Origin of the sequence: Prevotella sp. AM34-19LB, assembly GCF_003468525.1 — a bacterium.
Lineage (GTDB): Bacteria > Bacteroidota > Bacteroidia > Bacteroidales > Bacteroidaceae > Prevotella.
Genome location: NZ_QSIG01000011.1, coordinates 58553 through 76349 on the forward strand (window position 1 = coordinate 58553; position 17797 = coordinate 76349).

13 protein-coding genes and 3 pseudogenes are annotated in these 17797 nt (G+C 48.1%); 1 reads left to right on the forward strand and 15 read right to left on the reverse strand.

Features of this window, described 5'->3' with window-relative positions; all coding sequences use genetic code 11:
- Positions 1-180: 180 nt before the first annotated feature.
- The 15 genes and pseudogenes from DW830_RS17280 to holA form a co-directional block, all read right to left on the reverse strand.
- Positions 181-2765 (reverse strand): annotated as a pseudogene (locus DW830_RS17280) (alpha-L-arabinofuranosidase C-terminal domain-containing protein).
- 268 nt (positions 2766-3033) lie between these two features.
- Positions 3034-3912: a bifunctional methylenetetrahydrofolate dehydrogenase/methenyltetrahydrofolate cyclohydrolase FolD gene (gene folD, locus DW830_RS05175; protein WP_119249140.1), complete on the reverse strand. Its 879-nt coding sequence runs from the start codon at positions 3910-3912 to the stop codon at positions 3034-3036.
- Positions 3913-3977: 65 nt separating this feature from the next.
- Entirely contained in the window at positions 3978-5330 is a 1353-nt protein-coding gene (gene ffh, locus DW830_RS05180) for a signal recognition particle protein (RefSeq protein WP_089543557.1), read from the reverse strand.
- A gap of 71 nt (positions 5331-5401) precedes the next feature.
- Positions 5402-5596: a hypothetical protein gene (locus DW830_RS05185; RefSeq protein WP_147487217.1), complete on the reverse strand. Its 195-nt coding sequence runs from the start codon at positions 5594-5596 to the stop codon at positions 5402-5404.
- 83 nt (positions 5597-5679) lie between these two features.
- The gene (locus tag DW830_RS05190) at positions 5680-6066 is read right to left on the reverse strand and encodes a hypothetical protein (RefSeq protein ID WP_147487218.1); all 387 of its coding nucleotides are present in this window, start codon (positions 6064-6066) and stop codon (positions 5680-5682) included.
- A 95-nt stretch (positions 6067-6161) separates the two neighbouring features.
- Positions 6162-7492 (reverse strand): annotated as a pseudogene (locus tag DW830_RS05195) (NAD(P)-dependent oxidoreductase).
- 81 nt (positions 7493-7573) lie between these two features.
- The gene (locus tag DW830_RS05200; RefSeq protein WP_119249143.1) at positions 7574-8374 is read right to left on the reverse strand and encodes a prephenate dehydrogenase; all 801 of its coding nucleotides are present in this window, start codon (positions 8372-8374) and stop codon (positions 7574-7576) included.
- 65 nt (positions 8375-8439) lie between these two features.
- Positions 8440-9506 (reverse strand): annotated as a pseudogene (locus DW830_RS05205) (chorismate mutase).
- Between the two features lie 35 nt (positions 9507-9541).
- Positions 9542-10711, reverse strand: a complete 1170-nt coding sequence (locus DW830_RS05210) for a pyridoxal phosphate-dependent aminotransferase (RefSeq protein WP_119249144.1) — start codon at positions 10709-10711, stop codon at positions 9542-9544.
- Between the two features lie 50 nt (positions 10712-10761).
- Positions 10762-11595, reverse strand: coding sequence for a prephenate dehydratase (locus DW830_RS05215; protein WP_119249145.1), 834 nt, complete (start codon positions 11593-11595; stop codon positions 10762-10764).
- Between the two features lie 522 nt (positions 11596-12117).
- Positions 12118-12384 (reverse strand): hypothetical protein, encoded by a 267-nt coding sequence (locus DW830_RS05220; protein ID WP_147487219.1) that lies wholly within the window; start codon positions 12382-12384, stop codon positions 12118-12120.
- A 72-nt stretch (positions 12385-12456) separates the two neighbouring features.
- Entirely contained in the window at positions 12457-13365 is a 909-nt protein-coding gene (locus DW830_RS05225; RefSeq protein ID WP_089543549.1) for a dihydroorotate dehydrogenase, read from the reverse strand.
- Between the two features lie 147 nt (positions 13366-13512).
- Positions 13513-14289: a dihydroorotate dehydrogenase electron transfer subunit gene (locus tag DW830_RS05230; protein WP_119249147.1), complete on the reverse strand. Its 777-nt coding sequence runs from the start codon at positions 14287-14289 to the stop codon at positions 13513-13515.
- Between the two features lie 199 nt (positions 14290-14488).
- Positions 14489-15076 carry a helix-turn-helix transcriptional regulator gene (locus DW830_RS05235; protein WP_119249148.1) on the reverse strand — a complete coding sequence of 196 codons (588 nt, stop codon included), beginning with the start codon at positions 15074-15076 and terminating at the stop codon, positions 14489-14491.
- Positions 15077-16066: 990 nt separating this feature from the next.
- Positions 16067-17095: a DNA polymerase III subunit delta gene (gene holA / locus DW830_RS05245; RefSeq protein ID WP_119249150.1), complete on the reverse strand. Its 1029-nt coding sequence runs from the start codon at positions 17093-17095 to the stop codon at positions 16067-16069.
- Between the two features lie 132 nt (positions 17096-17227).
- Here holA and DW830_RS05250 point away from each other — a divergent pair, with 132 nt between their 5' ends.
- Complete coding sequence (locus DW830_RS05250; protein WP_119249149.1) at positions 17228-17686, forward strand: type I restriction enzyme HsdR N-terminal domain-containing protein; 459 nt, start codon at positions 17228-17230, stop codon at positions 17684-17686.
- The last annotated feature ends 111 nt before the right edge of the window (positions 17687-17797 follow it).

A 17797-nucleotide genomic window follows, 5' to 3' on the forward strand; every position in this document is an offset into this window, starting at 1 on the left:
TGACTGCAAAGATAGTGAGAATTTATGAAACAAACAACAAAAATCCGCAAAAACTTTCATTTTTTTGCGGATTTTTGTTATAAAATAAGCTAAATTGCTTACAATTTATTAGAGCCACTACACAAAAGCTGCCCAATTGTGCAAAAATATAAAGGTCCATATATGTCTTATACAAACGGGTTAGAGTTCAAAGACCTCGGCAGAACGAGCCTTTACCTCAACCTGCTTGTTGCCAGCACCAGTTCCTTGTGCTTCCACCTGGAGTTTCAACGTACGAGGCAAGGCATTCACCACCTTGAGCCATGTTTTACCGGTCTTGGAATCCTTTACCACGCTGGTGCCCACGTACTTCTTGAGAGCCGCAGGAAGGTTCAGGCTAGATACAATATAAGTATCACCGGAATGCTGACCAAACATCTTCTGCATCTTGTAACTCTCAGTGAGTCGGATTTTCTCCGAATTATCGAAGTAGATCATATCCGGGTTCCAGTTATGATAGCCATCCTTGCAGAGCAGAGGAGCATAAGAAGTCATTTCCACGACATCTCCGTTACGCTCCACATTACAGAGATGAATACCCTCTGCCAAAGCGCGGTCTAACTCATTATTGCCATTTGCAGCATATTCGCCCAGATACACCTTCGGAGCCTTGCGGTCGTAATGATCGTAGTAATCCTGATGATTGATAAACCATCCTGGCTGCTCATAATAGTGCTCATCTACCGCATCAATCCATTTTTTATTCTCCTTTGCAATCTTCCAACCCTCAATATAGTCGGAAGACGGATAATGGAATGGACCTACTGTACCCACTACTTCAATTTCCGGATGCTTCTCCTTGAGAGCCTTGCAGATCATCAGATAGCGCTGTTCGAAATCGGTGGAGATCAGATCTTCGTTTCCGATACCTATCATCTTGAGATTGAAAGGAGCAGAATGTCCTGCATCCGCTCTCATCTTTGCCCACTTCGATGTGGCAGGATCACCATTCGCCCACTCTACCAGGTCGAGAACATCCTGCACATACTTTGGCATTTCTGCCATTGGGATTCCACCCTGCTGTCCGCAGATACCCTGGGCATTAGGCTGGGAATTCTGACAAGGTACACCAGCAGCCAATACAGGCAGAGGCTCAGCGCCCATATCCTCACACCACTGGAAATACTCGAAGAATCCCAGCTTACGGGTCTGGTGATAGTTCCAGATATTGAGAGCCGGTTTTCGGTCTTTCAGTTCACCGATACTCTCCTTCCAATGATAGATGTTGCCGAGTCCCTGTCCGTGGAGCATACATCCACCAGGGAAACGCACGAAACGGGGCTTCAGCTCAGCGATGGTCTCAGCAAGATCCTTTCTCAGCCCATGACCTTTGTAGGTGTCCTGCGGCATCAGGCTTACCATATCTACGGCAATCTTTTCCTCCCCCTTAGGCAAGAGGCAAAACGGATATCCCTGCCCAGCTCATCTTTATATTTGTCTGTGATGACAAGCTGCGCCTTGTATTCTGCCCAATCAGGTCCCTGCACCTTCAGCTTTGCCTGGGCTATCGGAAGTCCTTCCTGATCTACGAGCGCTGCGGTAAGCTGCTTTTTCTTTCCGTCGATACAACGGGCATACAGACTCACTTCGTAAGCGGCACCACGCTTGATGACGATTCCCTCCCATCCTATATTATAAATAGGTGTAGATGAAAGGATGGCATAATGCGGATTATTCACGCTTACCCCATTTTCTGTAGAAATGATGGCAGAAGAGGAGGACGATGCAGAAGAAGATGATGATGAAGCCTTAATTCCCATCCAGGCAGTTGCAGCATTCCAGCCTTTTCGCTCACCATTGTATTCAAAATCGCCATTCTGCAGGAGTTCTGCACAGAGTCCGCCATCTGCTGCCCTGCTGATATCCTCGAAGAAGATGCCGATGAGTTTGTCACTGATACGATGGCTCTGCTTCGGATTCACAGTAAGCTTTGCCGTGAAAGCATCTGCTGCATCCGCCTCCTTTACCATTTTAGCGTGCTGAAAGACAGCCTCCTCACCTTGCTCATTCTTGATTTTCTCCTCTACATCAGCGATATAAGCCTTCAGATCTGCCTCATTCTTAGGCAGCTTCCGGCTGTTTTCCTTTGCTTCCTCAGCCAGAGCCTTATGCCAGGCACGGATATAGTTCAGATGAATGGCCGGAATCTCGAAGTCATTACCCTCTATCAGTTTACCATTGATGGTAGCCGTATCGCGCTGCCAGAGGATTTCATCTGCAGCAGCTTCCAGCGAATCTTCCTCGAAGGTGCGGAAATCCTTGTCGGCATGAACGTATCTTTTGCCTTTCTCCGTCTTCAGATAAAGGTCGAAGGTTCCATCTTCCATCTGATAGGCAGCCACATCACTGATATTCTTCTCCTTCATGATAGGATAATCCTGTGGTCGCCAGGTTACGAGGTCTTCAGAATAAGCCACGGCAAACTGTGGTGAGGTCTTGTTTACACTCCAGAGAGCCCGCCAGGTACCATCATTTGCCTTGAGAACGAATGGGCGATACATCTTTTTCTCACTGCCCCAAGGTCCGAAGTCTGAGGCACAGAGCTGTCCTACATCCACCCATCTTTCATCGTCTGTAAGATAAGCAAGATGCAGTCCCTGGTTGGGAGCTGGCGAATACACGAAGATCTGGCAGATAGAATCCTTGCCCACAATGGTATAGGCTGGCGCATCCTTATCTACAAAAGATACAGTCGCCTTATTAACTTGTTTCTTGGCAGCTGGCATTTGAGCCTGCTTTCTGGCGGGAGTCAGCGCCACAGCTTGGGTTATAGCCAACAGAGCAGCCGAGAAGAGTATATACTTTGGTTTCATCATATTACTTCTTATTTTTTGTTTGTTTTTAGATTCTCAATTGTATTACATTATATATATGCGTTGATACGACTTTACAATTCGTATAAAGTTAATAAAAAAAAGGGGTAGAATGCTTCACAGCAGCCTGCCCCCTAACCTAACAACTAAACCTAATCTAAACTCTCAATGGTATAGAGAGCTAGCCATAAATTTCTTTTTTTCCTGCGGCAAGCGTATTCTTCATCAGTGAGCAGATGGTCATCGGACCCACTCCGCCCGGTACTGGAGTGATGAAAGAACACTTTTCAGCCACCTCATCGAACTTCACGTCACCATTCAGTCGGAATCCGCTTTTTCTGGTGGCGTCTGGTACACGAGTCGTACCCACGTCGATGACAACAGCTCCCGGTTTCACCATATCGGCTGTCACGAAATCAGGCTTACCGATAGCCGCAATGATAATATCCGCCTCCCGGCACTCCTCCTTCAGATTTTTGGAGTGCGAGTGGCACACGGTAACCGTGGCATCTCCATACTGCTTCTGCATCATCAGCTGGGCCATAGGTTTGCCCACGATGTTGCTTCGGCCCAGGATAACACACTTCTTACCACTGGTTTCTATCTGATAATGCTGCAGCAGGGTGAGGATTCCAAGCGGAGTAGCCGAGATGAAACTAGGCATACCCAGCGACATTCTACCCACATTCACGGGATGGAAGCCATCCACATCCTTGCGATAGTCTATCGCCATGGTAATCTTCTGCTCGTCGATGTGCTTCGGCAAAGGCAACTGCACGATGAAACCATCCACGTCAGCATCCTTGTTGAGCTTATCTACGCACAGCAGAAGCTCCTCCTCAGTAACATCCTCCTCAAAACGGATCAGCGTAGATTTGAATCCGCACTTTTCGCATGCCAGCACCTTGTTCTTCACATAGGTTTCGCTGCCACCATCGTGGCCCACCAGCACAGCCACCAGATGTGGCTGCTTGCCTCCTGCGGCAACAATCTGAGCCACCTCCTGGGCAATCTGTTCCTTAATGGCGGCTGCTGTCGCCTTTCCGTCTATTAGCTGCATCTTACTTTTTCTGTTTTTAGAATTTTACACTGATAAGCTTCGAGCCTTGGCTCCCAGCTTCTGAATTACATACCTGGCATCTTAGGCATACCTGGCATACCCTTCATACGACCCATCATCTGTGCCATCTTGTTGCCAGTCATCATCTGCATCATCTTGCGTGTCTGTTCAAACTGCTTGATGAGCTTGTTTACCTCCTGGATATTGGTACCAGAGCCCTTGGCAATACGCTGACGGCGAGATGTATTGAGAATAGATGGATTGGTACGCTCCTTAGGTGTCATACTCTGGATGATAGCCTCGATACCCTTGAAGGCATCCTCAGGGATATCAACATCGCGGATAGCCTTGCCTACACCTGGAATCATCGCAGCCAGATCCTTGATGTTACCCATCTTCTTGATCTGCTGGATCTGATTGTAGAAGTCGTTGAAATCGAACTGGTTCTTGCGAATCTTCTTCTCGAGTTTCTTGGCTTCCTCCAAGTCGAACTGCTCCTGTGCGCGCTCTACCAGCGAAACCACGTCACCCATTCCGAGGATGCGGTCTGCCATTCGAGCAGGATGGAACACATCGATGGCCTCCATCTTCTCGCCTGTACCGATGAACTTGATAGGCTTGGTAACCACGGTGCGGATACTGAGGGCAGCACCACCACGGGTATCACCATCGAGCTTGGTAAGAACTACACCATTGAAGTCGAGGCGGTCGTTGAACTCCTTGGCTGTATTTACAGCATCCTGACCCGTCATTGAGTCAACTACGAAGAGAGTTTCATCTGGGTTGAGATGATTCTTGAGGTTGCTGATTTCCTGCATCATCTGCTCATCAACAGCCAATCGACCGGCAGTATCGACGATGACCACATCGTTGCCGTTGGTCTTAGCCTGCTGCAAAGCGTGGTCAGCGATGCTGAGCACATCCTTGTTATCAGGCTCACTATATACAGGCACACCCACCTGTTCGCCTACTACATGGAGCTGCTGGATAGCAGCAGGACGATAAACGTCGCAAGCCACGAGCAAAGGCTTCTTTCCTTTCTTGTTCTTGAGCATATTGGCAAGCTTACCGCTGAAGGTTGTCTTACCAGAACCCTGCAAACCACTCATCAGGATTACAGCAGGGCGACTCTCCAAATGCAATGGAGCTTCCTCGCCTCCCATCAGCTCAGCGAGCTCGTCGTGAACCAACTTCACCATCAACTGGCCTGGCTTCACGGCTGTCAAAACATTCATGCCGAGTGCTTTTTCCTTCACCTTGTTGGTGAATTCCTTGGCAACTTTATAGTTAACGTCGGCATCGAGGAGTGCACGGCGCACATCCTTCATGGTTTCAGCCACGTTGATTTCGGTAATTTTACCCTCACCCTTCAGTATTTTGAAGGAACGTTCTAGTCTATCACTTAAATTTTCAAACATGTTCTTAATTGTACTTTTTATTTCGGGCACAAAGTTACGAACTTTTTCCGAGAAAGCCAACTCAATCTCGATTATTTTTCATTTTCTTGCTCTTTTGCTTCATTTTGAACATTTGGAAGCGTTTTCTCTGATGATTCCTGCTTGGTCTCATCCTGCTTTTCCAATGTTTCTTTCTTGCTAGCGCTCAGATTGAAAGGATTTTTCAGTTCATACTTTTTGCCCGTAGCCTGCTCATAGGCTGAGACGATAGGATCTTTGCGGTCCATCTTCTTGAATATTTCATTAGCTTCCTTCAGGTGCTTGCGGTCTCTCCTCCCCTGCTTATCCATCCAGCCAAAGGCATCAAAGCCTATGCCCGAGGCGACGTAGGAGTCTCATTTACTTTCTGCTGGATGTTATCTTGCATCTCCTTGATGTGCTCCTGATTCTTTCCCCAAACGGTCACCTCGCCAATCTGCTTGGCTTCGGGAAGGAGAAAAACGGTATCAGGCAACTCCTGGTAGCGGATGGTTGCCTTGATATAGCCCGGTTTGGATACGGTAGCAGAATCAAACTGGTAGCGCATGTTCCAGTAGCCCCGATAGTCTGTACGCGCCCAATGGTTATTGTTCGTATGAATGAGGGCTTCCCGGATAGGCACATGATCCTCGGCAGATGCGATGACGCATGTTTTCTGCGCATAGACCATGGAGGCCATTGACAGCAGGGTTATCATCAAAAATATAATTTTCTTCATAATCTTTGCTTGTTTTTGCAGGCAAAAATAACAAGAATCCATCATTCCGCAAAATATTGCAATAGATATTAACCAGATTAAGCAGATATTAACCTCTACGAGCAGGTACCTTCTTTTTCGATACGCTTGGCTTCTTCCAGGAGCTTGATGGCATCCACATACTGTGCGATACCCTGAGCCACCTCCTTGGCAGCCTTCATCGCCAGCACTACGGTTTGAGGGCGATGCACCACATCACCACCAGCGAATACGCCACGGCGGGTAGTCATACCGAAAGGACGATCTACCACCTTTACATATCCCTTCTCATCCACCTCGATTCCAGCAGTAGTAGAAACGATACGGTTGGCAGGGCGCGAACCGATAGCGAGATAGATTCTATCAAATTTCTCTACCCTTTCGCCTTCAGGGGTATTCAGCACGCAGCTTCCCAGTCTGCCGTTCTTTCCCTTGAGGAAGGCTTCTACGGTAGTTTTCCATTCAAACTTTACACCTTCCTTTACTGCATCTTCGTATTCGCTCTGGATAGCAGGCATTTCCTCCTGAGTCTTTCTGTACAATACGGTAACGTCAGCACCCAGACGGATGGCAGTACGGGCAGCATCCATCGCTACATTTCCACCACCGATTACGCCTACCTTCTCGCCATCGCGCAAAGGAACCATATCGCGGGTCAAGGCACCTTCGTTATAGGCATTTACATTATGCAGGAAGTAGGTACTCTGCTTACGCCATGGAGCTTGCTGCCCGGTGTAGAGTCCATATTCTGAGGCACACTGGTACCCGTACCCATAAAGATGGCATCATAACCGGCACGGAAGAGGCTGTCGATGGTGACATTGTTCTCGCCCACCATGCAGTTTGTGATAAACTGCACACCCAAGGCAGCAATCTTGCTCACTTCATCGCGCACCACAGTCTTTGGCAAGCGATACTCTGGAATACCGTACATCAGTACGCCACCCGGTTCAGCCTGTCCTTCAAAAATCGTCACATTGAATCCCTGTCTTGCCAAATCACCGGCTACGGTAAGTCCTGCAGGACCCGAACCGATTACAGCCACTCTACCACGGGTTTTCTGTGGCAGGAGCTCACGGGAGAGATTCATCTTGGTATCGAAATCAGCGATAAACTGCTCCAATTTACCAATCTGTACAGGTTTTCCCTTCTTGCCGAGCACACAATGTCCCTGGCACTGCTTCTCGTGTGGACACACGCGTCCGCAGATAGCCGGCAGATTACTCTTGGCATTGATGATACTCATCGCAGCACCCATGTTACCCATCGACAGTTCGTGTACGAAATCCGGTATATCGTTTTCAATAGGGCATCCCTTCTTACACTGCGGAATCTTGCAATGCAGACATCTCTTGGCTTCCTCAATCGCCTCGCGGGTAGTGAATCCCTCGTTTACCACCTGAAACATGCTAGGCTGTTCAGCTGTGTTATTCTGTTGATCAATCTGTTCACTCATAATCTACTACTCTTCTTTGTCTTCTGTTTTTTCCTATTTCTGCTGCTTGATTTCGATGTCTTCCTTCACATGATTTCTGATTCTGGTGAGGAAGAGTTTCATGCGCTTGGCATCCTTGTGATCGATGATATCGATGAGTTCAGCCAGCTCTTCGCGAATCTGGGCCACCTGTCCAGATGTATATGGGTTAAAGAGGATTTCCTGCAAGAGATAGTCATCCTCGTTCAATACGCCCTTGGCTATCTGCATGTGGCGCTTGAAGGTGGTACCAGGAGCATCCTGATGCTTCATCACCGCAGCAAAGGCAAAAGTGCTGACAAACGGAATACTCAGCGAGTAAGCCACCGTCTGGTCGTGCTCATCAAAGGTGTACTCATGCAGGCTCAGTCCGAGCTTCTGATAGAGATCCTTGAAGAAGATCTTACCCATATAGTCGCCCTCCTTGATGATGACAGCATTCTCCTCGGAGAGCTGGTTCAGGTTGGCGAATGTAGGACCGAACATCGGGTGGGTGCTCACGTAGCGGAAGCCGCTCTTGTCGTAAAACTCCTGCAATCCTGTCTTCACCGACGCAATGTCGCTGATGATACAGTCTTTAGAGAGATGTGGCAGCAACTCCTCGAATGCCGGGATGGTGTATTTCACGGTTACGGCATTGATGACGAGTTCCGGGCGAAACATCTCCACCTCCTCCATCTTGGTGAAACGGTAGCAGTTATAGGTGAAGCGCAGTCGCTTAGCATCCTTTTCATACACAGCCACCTCGTGGTCGAAGCTGAGCAGGTCGATGAAAAAGCTTCCCATCTTTCCTGCTCCCATTATCAAAATTCTCATTTCTTTTTTATGTGAAGAATGAAGAGTGAAGGCCGAAGTCTTTCGTCCTCTACTCTTCACTTAATTTATTTCTGATTCAGGATTTCCAACTGCTGGCGAACACTCTCTTCGTGGATATGCTCAAAGATCTGGGCAGCAAACTCTGGGCTCATTCCGCAGAGTGAAGCCTGGGCACCACGCTTCTCGAGGATCTCGTTGTAGCGGTTGGTCTGTACGATAGTCATATTGTGCTCCTTCTTGTAGGTACCGATTTCGCGGCATACACGCATACGCTTGGCAAGAAGATCCATCAACTGGTTGTCGCACTCATCAATCTGACCACGCAGCTGATGCAGGCCCTCTGTAGAATAATGCTCATCACGAACAACGAGGAGGCTCAGGATGTAATCCAGGATATCTGGAGTAACCTGCTGCTTGGCATCGCTCCATGCCTCATCAGGAGAGCAGTGGCTCTCTACGATCAGACCGTCGAAGCCCAGGTCCATAGCCTGCTGGCAGAGAGGAGCGATGAGGTCGCGGCGACCGCCGATGTGGCTAGGGTCGCAGAGGATAGGCAACTGAGGAATGCGGCGGTGCAGCTCGATTGGAATCTGCACATAGGGAGATTGCGGTAGATCTTCTTGTCGAAGCTGGAGAAACCGCGATGGATGGCACCGAGTCGCTTGATACCAGCCTGGTTGATACGCTGGAGCGCACCGATCCAGAGCTCAAGATCCGGATTCACCGGGTTCTTCACCAGCACAGGAACATCCACGCCCCGAAGGCTGTCTGCCAGCGCCTGCATGGCGAATGGATTGGCAGAAGTACGGGCTCCCACCCACAGAACATCGATTCCATATTTCAAGGCGAGCTCCACGTGCTCAGGAGTAGCCACCTCGGTAGCTGTGAGCATACCGGTCTCCTCCTTCACCTGCTTCATCCAAGGCAGGGCAGCCTCGCCATTTCCCTCGAAGCCTCCTGGTTTGGTACGTGGCTTCCATACACCAGCGCGGAACATGTGGCAGCCCTTGGCAGCCAGCTGCTTGGCGGTAGTCATAACTTGCTCTTCGGTCTCTGCAGAGCATGGACCTGCAATGACGATAGGGCGTTCCTGATCACTAGGGAGATTCAATGGTTCTAATTCTAATTCCATAGTCGTATATTTTATTTTTTTTATTTTTACCTTTTTTACTTTCCAAAGACTTTTCTGATTCTTTCCAGAGCCTCCTTCATTTTCTCATCCTTGGCACAGAGGCTGATGCGGATGTATCGCTTGCCGTTGCTTCCGAAGATGAATCCAGGGGTTATGAATACGCGCGCCTCGTGGAGAATCTTCTCTGTGAGGTCTTCAACATCGGCGTATTTCTCCGGAATCTTGCCCCAGAGGAACATGCCCACCTGGTTAGGATCAAACTTGCAGTCCAATACCTGCATGATCTGCTCGGCGATGTCGCGACGGCGGCGATAGTTGGTGATGTTGTTCTCACGGTGCCACTCGTCGGTGTTGTTGAGCATGGCCTCGGCAGCAGCGAGCTGGATTCCGCGGAAGCATCCGTTGTCGATGTTGCTCTTCACCTTCAGGATCCAGGAGATAAACTGCTTGTTGCTCGAAATCATAGCCACACGCCATCCAGGCATGTTGTGGCTCTTGCTGAGCGAATTGAATTCGATGCAGCAATCCTTGGCGCCAGGCACCTGCAAGATGCTCAGCGGATGTTCGTTGAGGATGAGCGAATAAGGGTTGTCGTTCACCACCACGATATTGTGGTCCTTGGCAAACTTCACGAGTCGCTCGTAGGTCTCCATCTTAGCCACGCCTCCGGTCGGCATGTTCGGATAGTTGGTCCACATCAGCTTCACGTGGCTGAGGTCCATCTTCTCCAGCGCCTCGAAGTCTGGCTGCCATTCATTGTCCTCACGCAGGTCGTAATAGGTAATCTTGGTGCCGAGAATCTTGTTGATGGCAGTATAGGTAGGATAGCCCGGGTTTGGGATGAGCACCTCGTCGCCAGGGTTGCAGAAGGCGAGCGTAACGTGCAGGATTCCCTCCTTGCTACCAATGAGCGGCTGGATTTCCGTAGCCCAGTCAAGATCCACGTCATACCATCTCTTGTAATAACCAGCCATCGCCTTGCGCAACTCCGGGATGCCCACCGTAGGCTGATATCCGTGTGCAGCAGGGTTATGGGCTACCTCGCAGAGCGTATCGATGGTCTGCTTAGAAGGCGGCATGTCTGGACTTCCGATGGCGAGGCTGATGATGTCCTGTCCCTCGGCATTAAGCTTAGCCACTTCCTTCAGCTTGCGGCTGAAGTAGTATTCCTGTATTTCTGTTACTCTATTGGCTGGTTGTATCATAATTCTTATCTTTAACTCTTAACTATAAACTGTTAACCATAAATTATCAACTATTCTTTTTCCTCATATTCTCCCAGCACCGTGAGTTTCTTCACGAGTGGTGTGATGGCATCGATGCTCTGGCGATAGCGTGTCAGATTATCGAAGGTGAGATCCACGTAGAAGAGATATTCCCATTCATGACCGATGCTTGGCAGCGACTGGATCTTGGTGAGATTGATGTCGTAGAAGCTCAGGATGGTGAGAACCTTGGAGAGCGAACCCTTGTCGTGTGAAAGGCTGAAGACGATGCTCGCCTTGTTGGCCTTTTCGATAGGTCGGAGCAGGGATGCCTTCTGCGGATTGCAGACCACGAGGAACCGGGTGAAGTTGTGCGGATTATCGTGGATTCCCTCCTGCAGCACCTTCATACCATACATCCTGGCAGCATAGGCAGAACAGATGGCAGCCCATCCGTGAACCTGGTGCTGGGCGATGAATGCGGCAGAACCTGCGGTATCCTCAGCCTCCACCGCCTTGAGATCGGGATGGTTGGCGAGGAACTTGCCACACTGCATCAGCGCTACAGGATGAGAGTGAACCTCCTGCAGGGTGCTCCAGTCGTCAGTAGGCAGGCAGCAGATGCTGTGCTCGATGTGGAGCTTGTGCTCACCCACCACAGTGGTTCCGCTCTCCCGGAGCAGCTCGTAGTTGTGGAGCAGACTGCCTGCGATGGTGTTCTCGATGGCGCAGATGCCGATGATGGTAGGATCTCGCTTGATGTTCTCAAACACCTCCTCGAAGGTAGCGCAACAGATTAACTCTATCTGCTCGCCCTGGAAATACTCGTGGGCGGTAATGTCGTGGAAGGATCCCAACTCTCCTTGTATTGCAATTCTCTTCATTGTTTCACTCTCTTTTTTACATTATCTCCTGATTTTGGAAAACGGATTTTTGGAAAACGCTTCTTGGAAAACGCTTCTTGGAAAACGGATTCGAGTTTTACGAAAAACGGTCCTGCTCACAATAGAGCGGGACCGTTTCGATGATTTCAAGAATCTTATATCCTAAGTTGAAATATATACGCAACTTCCCGCTTTACAATTGCTTGCAAAGTAAAAGTAATAGCTAAAAAAGTAAGCGTTCAACTTTTCCATTTTCTTGTTCTTTTATTTGTTATTCACTTATTGCTTCAAGCATCAACCGATGAAAGTCTCAACTCGTTTGCAAAAGTAACACTTTTCTTTGATACTGCCAAACAAATTGTCAGTTTTTTCTTTATTTTCCTTATATTTTCTGCTTTTCAGCATATTTTCAGCAGATTTTTATCAGAAGAAGCCCAAAACTGGCAGATTTTTATCGGCATTCATATTATTCCGGAAGAACATTTACCGGCATCTTCAGACGATTACCGGCATTTCAGACAATTATCGGCAATGTTCTCTTCCTTCAGCCTTAAACTCTCCAGTAAACTCCTCTATCTTCTCAGGATTCAGCTGCAGATATCTCTGCATATCCTTTCCGGCTCCCTCCTTATCGCCCATCTGCAACAGCAGATTGCCTCGTCTCAGCAGGTTCTTGCTCAGCGCAGCCTTGTTCTCAGCATCCTCACTGCAGGCTTCCGCCCGCTTCTCCTGCTCCGCTATCTGCTGCGTAAGAGCTGCTACGAGCAGAACGGGATTCATATCATTCAAATCCATATATGCAGAAATTCAGTTATATATATATAATAATAATGTGTAATTTTATCTGTGGGTGACCAGCATTTACTTGATGGCACCGATAATTTCAGTCACCGACTTGCAGCCGTGAGCATCAAGCCACTCGTTCATACCATCCTTCACCTTCTTGGTTACGGCAGGATCGATGAAGTTGGCAGTACCGATTTCGATAGCTGTAGCACCGCACATCATAAATTCGATGGCATCCTTGGCATTCTGGATACCGCCCAATCCTACTACCGGAATCTTCACGGCATGAGCCACATCGTAAACCATGCGCAATGCCACCGGCTTCACGCAAGGACCGCTCAAGCCGCCAGTACGGATACTCAGCAGCGGCTGGCGCTTCTCAATATCCACCGCCATACCCATCAGCGTATTGATGAGCGAAACAGAGTCGGCACCCTCAGCCTCTACCGCACGGGCGATGTCGGCAATGCTGGTTACGTTAGGCGAAAGCTTCACGATCAAGGTCTTGTCATACACCTTGCGCACCGCCTTCACCACGCTTGCAGCACCCTCGCAGGTAACGCCGAAAGCCATACCGCCATCCTTTACGTTAGGGCAGGAAATATTCAGCTCGATGGCAGGAATCTTATCCAGCTCATTCACGCGTGCCGCACACTCCGCATAACTTTCAGGCGAGTGTCCGCTCACGTTTACAATCATATTGGTATCGATGTCCTTGATCTGAGGATAGATGTGCTCGCAGAAGTACTCCACACCCTTGTTCTGAAGACCCACGCAGTTGAGCATTCCCTGTGGAGTTTCAGCCATGCGTGGATAGTCATTTCCCTCGCGTGGTTCCAGGGTAGTACCCTTTACGATAATACCTCCGATTTCCTCCAGCGGAACGAAATCAGCAAACTCCAATCCGTAGCCGAAAGTTCCCGATGCAGTCATCACCGGATTCTTCAGCTTTAAATCCTTTATATTTACACTTAAATCAGCCATAATCTTTCTTAATCAAATAATATTCTATTACATTTGGATTACAAATGCTTTTGCCCTTTCAGGCGACTTGCCATTTGGTACATATCATACCCAGGGTGATGCCCTGGGCTAGGAGCTTCTGCCCTTTCAGGGCGAGTGGGAATGATTTTAGATATCCCAGGTGAGCTGCTTGATGTTGATAACCGGACCATCCTTGCAAACGCACTTATGACCCTCGGTGGTCTTCTCCACGCAGCAGAGGCAGGCACCTACGCCGCACGCCATCTTGTTCTCCAGGGAAACCTCGCACTCCACACCAGCCTTCTTGGCAAAGCGAGCCACGTTCACCATCATCGGCTTCGGACCGCAGGTAGAGATCATGTCAAACTGCTCGTTCTCCAGCACAGAATGATTGGTTACGAAACCCACCTCGCCGGCAGAGCCATCCTCGGTAGTAATGCATACCTTTCCTATCTTGGCAAACTCATCCAGCTCCAGCAGGTCGGAAGCCTTGCGGGCACCCAGCAGGAAGGTTACATCAGCACCAAACTCCTTGATGAGTTTTCCGAAGTAGAGCAGAGGAGCCACACCTACGCCACCACCCACGAGGAGATACTTCTGACTCTTCTCTGTAGGCATGGTGAAACCATTGCCCAGAGGCAGCATACAGTTGAGCGTATCGCCAGCCTGAAGCTTTCCGAGCTGGCGGGTTCCGTCGCCCACCATGGCAACGAGCAGCCAGAGCTGGTTGGTTTCTCTATCCACGAAATTGATGGAGATAGGACGACGAAGCATGGTGGTAGCCGAATGATCTACCTTTACTTCTACGAACTGTCCAGGCAGGATTTCCGGCAGAGGTTTCTCATCAGTAAGCTTAATCAATACGTGCTTATCGCTGAGTGCTTCTACAGAAACCACCTTGAGGTCTAGAACATATTTTTTCATCTTATTGCTATTTTAATGCTTGTTGTTAATGCTTGTTGTTATACCTATTTATATATAGGCAGTGCAAAGGTACAACAAAATTCGAACTTCACAAAGAGAAAGAGTGATTTTTTCAGCTCCCCCTCTTACTTTATTCCTTCTTTATTCCTTCTTTATTCCTTCTTTATTCCTACTTTATTCCAGACAGCAGGGCACAGGTCTATTTCTTCGGAACGAAAGTCTCCCAGGTCTGATCATCGTAGAAGATGCGGATCTCGGTAATCTTTCGCTGCGGTTTGTCCACATATTTAACCGCCGCATTGGCGATATTTTTAGGTGTCCTTTTTACACCGTGTGTTTGAGGCTGGTCAAAGAGCGATGGAGAAGTAGGGGAGTCGGATCCCTCGCTGCCCCCGAAATCCAGGGTAGGCTCCACCACGCCGCCAGCGCCACCTATGCTCCCATGGCTTCCGCCCAAGCCTGCCGCCGAAGCGCCTGTACCAGCCACACCTACAGCGTCTCCATACATATCGAGCGAATCCTCGTCCGCTCCGTTTTCACCTCTGGCTGAAGCACCCGTTTGGGCACCTTCCACCTTATTAATATACATAGGAGGAGTACCATAAAGCAACCACTCAAGGTTCACCTGAGGCAACTTTTTCTTGATTGCATCCACGATGTCGAGCGATGGTTTTGTGCGATCATTGAAGATGCTGCTCAGGGTCGCTGTCGACTTTCCGATGAGCTGCGCGAAGTTCTGTTGGTTGAGGTGTTGGTCCTCCATGATCTGTCTGATTCTGTCTTTCATCACTATGTTTGAATTTGATTTTTTACGATGTTTTATTTCCGAACAGGGCCGTTTTTGCCCCATTTTTCTTAGATTTTACAAAGATAAAGCAAAAATTTGGTTTTACCAAACTTTTCGGGAAAAATTTTGTTTTTTAAACTTTAGGTTTGTATTTACAAATTTAAACTTCCAATCTTCGCTTTCTTAGTTTTATGGTTTAGATTTACAAATCTAACTTTAGTAATCTAATGCTTTTACAATGATATTCTTTACTTAAAACTCTTAATTCACTGAGTTTCAAAGCCTTCATTCCCTATAAATAGGCATTTCAGCCACTTTTATGCATCTTTCTTGTGACAAATGCAAAATCGCAACCTTACTCAAAACAACAGAAATCTATAAAACACTGGGTTTCAATATGTTTTCACTTCGATAACTCATTTGTATATTTATACATTCATATTCCAAAACCACCCGATTTACATTTACGTTTGTAAATTCACCCTCTTTTTTCTTCGATTTAGTTTTCTTTAGTTTAGATTCATAAATATAAAGAACGATTTACAAAACACACATTTACATTATTAAACTACAGAAACATAAACCTTAATAAATGCAAACACTAAAAAAGAAGGGTCTGAGGATGGCAATTTTTTCCATTTTGAGCGTTTTCAAGCCCGTTGGTCAGGTTTTGCTCAAAAATGCGAGTATTGAAGGGGGTTATTTTCGTTAACTAGCTGATATTCATTATAGTTAACTGCGATTTCAGCGAAAACTGAAAAATGACCATCTAGATGAGAAATCCATCCAAACGAGAGATTCCCCACGAGAAAAACAAAAAAAATAGCGCCCGTTTTCCCGATAACGAACGCTATTTTCACCACTTTCAGGAAGCTAAACGCCCTCCCCGATTCCAGATCATTTCATTTCTCCGACAAGACGAAGGAGGAGTAAAAATCAGCCTCTCTCCCACCCTCGCCCATCGACGGATTTTTGGAGCCGGAAAGCAGCCTAATGGAGGATGAAAAAGATGAGTTCTCTCATCAATTCGCCTGCCGAAGTAAACGGATTATCGATGCCCTTGCTCTTCGCATCCACCTCTTTCAGCTTCTCTATAATCTGCATCACTTTCACTCCGGAATAGTTTCTCATTCCCATCGTATAATCGCGCACCGCCCAGGTTCCGCGCAAATCCAGGAATTTTGCAAGCTCATTTTCGTTCTGCTTATTCGGAGCATAATAGGCTATCATCAGATTCTGGAAATAACTGAAGAGCAACGGGAGGAGCGCATAGAGCGACCCCGACTTCGGGTTGCTGTCAAAATAGTTTATTATCTGATTTGCCTTGAAAACATCACGCTGGATGATGGCGCTGCGAAGTTCGAAAGCATTGAAGTCCTTGCTCACTCCTATTTCACGTTCCACCACAGCCGGAGTCACCCTTCGGTCGGAGTCAGGAAGAGAGATGAGCAGCTTGTCGAGTTCGGAGGTGAGGCGATGAAGATCGGCTCCGATATGATCTGCCACCATCTGCACCGCCTTCGGTTCGATGGTTGCCTTGCGAGCCTTGAGATAGGTTTCGATGAAACCCGGAAGCTGACGGTCGTAGAGCTTTTTACTCTCGAACACCACTCCCACCTGTTCGGCTCTCGGAACAAACTTCTTTCTGCGGTCGATACTGCCGTTTTTGTTACAGATGACGAGAATGGTGGATTTCACCGGTTTCTCGAGATACTTCTCCAGGGCATCCAGGCTCTTCAGATTCTGTGCTTCTTTTACAATCACCACTCTGAATTCCGCCATCATCGGATATCCCTTACACTGATCCACCACCTGCACCGCTGTGGTATCCGCCCCGAAAAGCACGGTCTGGTTGAAGTCCCGCTCTTCCGGCTGGAGCACGTTTTCGGCGATATAATCGCAGATCTTGTCTATATAGAAAGGTTCGTCGCCCATCAGAACATACACGGGCGCAAACTTCCGAGCCTTCAGATCTTTCATGATCGACTCGTAACTTATTGCATTTTTCTTTTCTGCCATTGATTTATTTTTTGTATCTTTGCACTGTGATTCCAGTCTGCCATCCATCTGTCTGCACAGAGAATCCAGCCTGCAATCCATTTGCAAAGGTACAAAAATAAATCGAACTATATATATAATAAGGTATAAAAAATGATTCGCTTGAACTTACCAACCTTCGAAATGAAGGTTTCGGGCACGAAACAGCAGCCCAAGATACTGGATGTACTGCGCAGGAAATACGTAGCCATCACGCCCGAAGAATGGGTGCGCCAGCACTTCGTACACTATCTCATCGAGCACAAGGGCTACCCTGCCCCGCTGCTCGCCAACGAGATCCAGCTGAAATGCGGCGACAAGGTGCTGCGTGCCGACAGCGTGCTCTACAGCCGCGAGCTCCGCCCCAGGATGATTATCGAATACAAGGCGCCGCATATCCCCATCACGCAGAAGGTGTTCGATCAGATTTCGGTATATAACCTCCTGCTCCACGTAGATTACCTGGTGGTGAGCAACGGACTGGAGCACTATATCTGCCGGATGGATTACGACGACAAAAAATATTTATTCCTCGAAGAGATTCCCGACTATACTGATTTATTGACAATATAGGAAAATCAGACAGAAAGACAGCCAGTCGGATCCTCTCCCCATTCTTCCATCATCACCCCCCAAAAACGCCCCCATTTTATCCCCCCTCCAAAAATTTTGCGTATTTCCGGC

What these genes read in the sequence shown, in the direction of transcription:
- folD (WP_119249140.1), bottom strand. Translation starts at nt 3,912, where the DNA reads ATGCAGCTAATAGACGGAAAGGCGACAGCAGCCGCCATTAAGGAACAG.
- ffh (WP_089543557.1), bottom strand. Translation starts at nt 5,330, where the DNA reads ATGTTTGAAAATTTAAGTGATAGACTAGAACGTTCCTTCAAAATACTG.
- DW830_RS05185 (WP_147487217.1), bottom strand. Translation starts at nt 5,596, where the DNA reads ATGGACCGCAAAGATCCTATCGTCTCAGCCTATGAGCAGGCTACGGGC.
- DW830_RS05190 (WP_147487218.1), bottom strand. Translation starts at nt 6,066, where the DNA reads ATGAAGAAAATTATATTTTTGATGATAACCCTGCTGTCAATGGCCTCC.
- DW830_RS05200 (WP_119249143.1), bottom strand. Translation starts at nt 8,374, where the DNA reads ATGAGAATTTTGATAATGGGAGCAGGAAAGATGGGAAGCTTTTTCATC.
- DW830_RS05210 (WP_119249144.1), bottom strand. Translation starts at nt 10,711, where the DNA reads ATGATACAACCAGCCAATAGAGTAACAGAAATACAGGAATACTACTTC.
- DW830_RS05215 (WP_119249145.1), bottom strand. Translation starts at nt 11,595, where the DNA reads ATGAAGAGAATTGCAATACAAGGAGAGTTGGGATCCTTCCACGACATT.
- DW830_RS05225 (WP_089543549.1), bottom strand. Translation starts at nt 13,365, where the DNA reads ATGGCTGATTTAAGTGTAAATATAAAGGATTTAAAGCTGAAGAATCCG.
- DW830_RS05230 (WP_119249147.1), bottom strand. Translation starts at nt 14,289, where the DNA reads ATGAAAAAATATGTTCTAGACCTCAAGGTGGTTTCTGTAGAAGCACTC.
- DW830_RS05235 (WP_119249148.1), bottom strand. Translation starts at nt 15,076, where the DNA reads ATGAAAGACAGAATCAGACAGATCATGGAGGACCAACACCTCAACCAA.
- holA (WP_119249150.1), bottom strand. Translation starts at nt 17,095, where the DNA reads ATGGCAGAAAAGAAAAATGCAATAAGTTACGAGTCGATCATGAAAGAT.
- DW830_RS05250 (WP_119249149.1), top strand. Translation starts at nt 17,228, where the DNA reads ATGATTCGCTTGAACTTACCAACCTTCGAAATGAAGGTTTCGGGCACG.